Annotated in this window: 3 protein-coding genes; 1 reads left to right on the forward strand and 2 read right to left on the reverse strand. The window is 40.4% G+C overall.

Going from position 1 to position 4,498, the window contains the following annotated elements:
• Both SMSK597_RS0102405 and gyrA read right to left on the reverse strand, forming a co-directional pair.
• On the reverse strand, positions 1 to 735 hold a 735-nt coding region (locus SMSK597_RS0102405; protein ID WP_000078839.1), incomplete at its 3' end, for a class A sortase.
• Positions 735 to 3,203, reverse strand: a complete 2,469-nt coding sequence (gyrA, locus tag SMSK597_RS07550; protein WP_001154039.1) for a DNA gyrase subunit A — start codon at positions 3,201 to 3,203, stop codon at positions 735 to 737. The genes SMSK597_RS0102405 and gyrA, both read right to left, overlap by 1 nt.
• Positions 3,204 to 3,396: 193 nt before the next feature.
• On the opposite strand from gyrA, the gene SMSK597_RS07555 reads away from it, so the two are divergent.
• On the forward strand, positions 3,397 to 4,383 hold the full coding sequence (locus SMSK597_RS07555; protein ID WP_000204727.1) for an L-lactate dehydrogenase: 987 nt from the start codon (positions 3,397 to 3,399) through the stop codon (positions 4,381 to 4,383).
• Positions 4,384 to 4,498: the final 115 nt, after the last annotated feature.

A 4,498-nucleotide genomic window follows, 5' to 3' on the forward strand; every position in this document is an offset into this window, starting at 1 on the left:
TTGTTTATATGGTTGATTGAAAGCTGTTAGGATTTCATCAGATGTTTGTGAATAATCTTTTGTTTCTTTCAAATCACCTTTTACAATAATACGTTCTGTAGCAGCAAGGTCTTCACAGGTTACTAATGTGATTTCATTGACCCCTTCTCTATCATCAACTTCATCAACACGATCCGGTGTCACACGTTTGACTTCACGGATTTCATAGGTATAAACTTTATTTTTATCAGTTAGATAAATCTTCATACCATTTTTAGCGTTATCCAAAGGAGAAAATAACATTTTATTAGCATTATTGACACCAAAAATATGATGACTAGCTAGACTATAATTTCCTTTTCCCATCACTTGATCGCGTTTCATCGTACCAGCACCATAGAAGAGATTGACATTATCAAGCCCTTTAAAAATTGGCAGATTCATTTCTAATTCAGGGACTGCAATTCCGCCGATAACTGGTAATTTTTGAGCATCCCATTGAGAAGCTAGAACCGCTTCAGAAGAGATAGCATTGACAGAATCAAAATCAAAATTTCCTTCTGTATCCTGATTTTCTTCTATTTTTTCTTTTGATACCTGACTAACTTGGTACTTATTGGTATTCCAAACTATGAAAATATCACGAATTTTAGCATTAAAAATCAAAGCAATTGATAGTAGTATCAGAAATCCTGCTAGAATATTTATCAGTAGATTTTTTCGTTTGTTTTTCTTCTTATTATTTTTTTGAGACATTATGCTTCACCTTCTGTTTCATTTTCTGTCCCAACTTCTTCTTTTTCTGCCGCTGCAACCGTAGTAAAGGTCACAATTTTAGCATCTTGATCCAGACGCATTACTTTAACTCCCATAGTTGAACGCCCTGTTTGTGAAATATTGGCAACATTGGTTCGAATCATGACACCTGTATCAGTGATAATCATCAAGTCTTCATCACCTTTCACAGTCAAGAGACCTGATAGAGGACCATTTTTCTCAGCCACATTAGCCGTCTTCATCCCTTTACCACCACGACCTTTTGTTGGATATTCAGTCGCGACTGTACGCTTACCATATCCTTTTTCAGTAATGATAAGAACCTCATCTTGATCAGTAATTACGCTAGCACCAACTACTGTGTCTCCCTCACGGAGATTCACACCTTTCACACCTGTGGCGATACGACTCATGCCACGAACGGCTGATTGATTAAAGCGAACTGCATAACCAAACTTGGTACCAATGATAATATCCGTATCTTCTTCTGTCAATAAGACATTAATTAGCTCATCTTCATCTTTAAGATTCAGTGCTTTAAGTCCATTTTGACGAATGTTAGCAAATTCCTTAACGCTGGTTCTCTTCACAATACCGTGACGGGTTGTAAAGAAGAGATAAGCATCATCACTGCGTTCAGACTCAACATTGATAATCGTCTGAATACTTTCACCTTCGTCCAATTTCAAGAGATTAACTACTGGTAGTCCTTTGGCCGTCCGACCATACTCAGGAATTTCATAGCCTTTCAAACGATAAACTCGCCCTTTATTTGTGAAGAAGAGCAGGTGATCATGGGTGCTAGTTGACACTAACTCACGAACAAAATCATCATCCTTAACACCTGTTCCTTGGACACCACGACCCCCACGTTTTTGAGCAGTAAACTCAGCTTGGTCCAGACGTTTGATGTATCCCTTGTTAGAAAGGGTAATCAAGACATCCGATTCTTCAATCAAATCTTCATCTTCAAGACTCAAGACTTCACCGACCATCAACTCTGTACGGCGTTTATCAGAAAATTTACGTTTAACTTCATCCAATTCGTCTTTGATAATTTGAGAAACACGTTCAGGCTTAGCAAGAATATCCGCCAAATCCGCAATCAGAGCCAAGAGGTCATCATACTCAGACTGAATCTTATCTCGTTCCAAACCTGTCAAGCGACGAAGACGCATATCAAGGATAGCTTGACTTTGACGTTCAGAAAGCTTAAACTTGCTCATCAGCTCAGCTTGAGCTTCCGCATCCGTTTCACTAGCACGGATGATACGAATCACTTCGTCGATATGGTCTAGCGCAATCAAGAGACCTTCTAAGATATGAGCGCGCGCTTCCGCTTTTTCCTTATCAAAACGTGTACGACGAACAACTACTTCTTTTTGGTGCTCGATATAAGCGTCCAAAATCTGACGAAGGGATAAAATCTTCGGTACACCATTTTGGATAGCAAGCATATTGAAACCAAAATTGGTTTGCATCTGGGTCATCTTGAAGAGGTTGTTAAGGATAACATTGGCTGAGGCATCGCGCTTGACCTCGATCACGAAACGAACCCCTTCACGATTTGACTCATCACGTACTGCTGTGATGCCCTCAATCCGTTTTTCCTGAACCAAACGAACAATATGCTCATGTACCTTGGTTTTATTAACCATGTAAGGAAATTCCGTTACAACAATGCGCTCACGGCCAGTCTTAGTTTCTTCGATTTCAGTACGAGAACGAAGAACAATCGAACCTTTACCTGTTTCGTAAGCCTTATGGATACCTGATTTCCCCATGACAAGGGCACCTGTTGGAAAATCTGGCCCAGGCAAGACTTCCATCAAGTCCTTGGTAGTCACTTCAGGATTGTCCATGACCAACTTCACTGCATCAATGGTTTCACCCAAGTTGTGAGGCGGAATATTGGTCGCCATCCCAACGGCAATACCAGTTGCTCCATTGACCAAAAGGTTTGGAAAACGTGCAGGCAAGACCAAGGGTTCACGTTCATTTGCGTCATAGTTATCGACGAAATCAACCGTATTCTTATTGATATCTCGAAGCATTTCTAGAGCAATCTTGCTCATACGTGCCTCAGTGTAACGCTGAGCGGCAGCACCATCTCCATCCATGGAACCAAAGTTCCCATGCCCATCTACAAGCATATAACGGTAGCTCCACCATTGGGCCATACGAACCATGGCTTCATAGATAGAGGAATCCCCGTGTGGGTGATATTTACCCATGACATCCCCTGTAATACGAGCAGATTTTTTATGAGGTTTGTCTGGAGTAACACCCAATTCATTCATTCCATAGAGAATGCGACGGTGAACAGGTTTCAAGCCATCTCGAACATCAGGAAGAGCCCGCGCTACGATAACACTCATGGCGTAATCGATAAAGCTCGTCTTCATCTCCTTTGTCAGATTGACATTCACTAAATTTCTATCCTGCATTAATAAATGCCTCATTTCACAATTAGTAAGTAACAACATTATACCATAAATTCCCATCTATTTCAGCCTCTAAACCACTAAAACGTTTACATTGAGAACTATAAGGCATATTCGTGACAAAGTTTTTTAAAAGTGATAGAATGAAGTTGTCTGGGGAAAATCCCCTAATAAAATTAAGGAGATGTTTAGAACAATGACTTCAACTAAACAACACAAAAAAGTTATCCTTGTCGGAGATGGTGCTGTAGGTTCATCTTACGCTTTTGCACTTGTTAACCAAGGAATTGCACAAGAGCTTGGAATTATCGAAATTCCACAATTGCATGAAAAAGCTGTTGGTGACGCGCTTGACCTTAGTCACGCCCTTGCCTTCACTTCACCTAAAAAAATCTATGCAGCTCAATACTCTGACTGTGCAGACGCTGACCTTGTTGTGATCACTGCAGGTGCGCCTCAAAAACCAGGTGAAACTCGTCTTGACCTTGTAGGTAAAAATCTTGCTATCAACAAATCAATCGTAACTCAAGTTGTTGAATCAGGTTTCAAAGGTATCTTCCTTGTTGCTGCTAACCCAGTTGACGTTTTGACTTACTCAACTTGGAAATTCTCTGGTTTCCCTAAAGAACGCGTTATCGGTTCAGGTACTTCACTTGACTCAGCTCGTTTCCGTCAAGCACTTGCTGAAAAATTGGATGTAGATGCTCGTTCAGTTCACGCTTACATCATGGGTGAACACGGTGACTCTGAGTTCGCTGTTTGGTCACACGCAAACATCGCTGGTGTAAACCTTGAAGAATTCCTTAAAGACACTCAAAATGTTCAAGAAGCTGAATTGATTGAATTGTTCGAAGGTGTTCGTGATGCAGCTTACACAATCATCAACAAAAAAGGTGCAACATACTACGGTATCGCAGTAGCCCTTGCTCGTATCACTAAAGCAATCCTTGACGATGAAAATGCAGTACTTCCACTTTCAGTATTCCAAGAAGGTCAATACGGAGTTGAGAACGTCTTTATCGGTCAACCAGCTGTTGTTGGTGCACATGGTATCGTTCGTCCAGTAAATATCCCATTGAACGACGCAGAAACTCAAAAAATGCAAGCATCTGCTAAAGAATTGCAAGCTATCATTGACGAAGCATGGAAAAACCCAGAATTCCAAGAAGCTTCTAAAAACTAATTTAACTATAGACAACTCCTTGAATCATCAGGGAGTTGTTTTTTTCTGTATTTAAACTCAATATCTTATTATACTCTTCGAAAATAAAATAGCTAACCACGCCAGCTTCGCCTTG

The sequence above is a fragment of the Streptococcus mitis SK597 genome (assembly GCF_000148545.1).
GTDB lineage: Bacteria > Bacillota > Bacilli > Lactobacillales > Streptococcaceae > Streptococcus > Streptococcus mitis_C.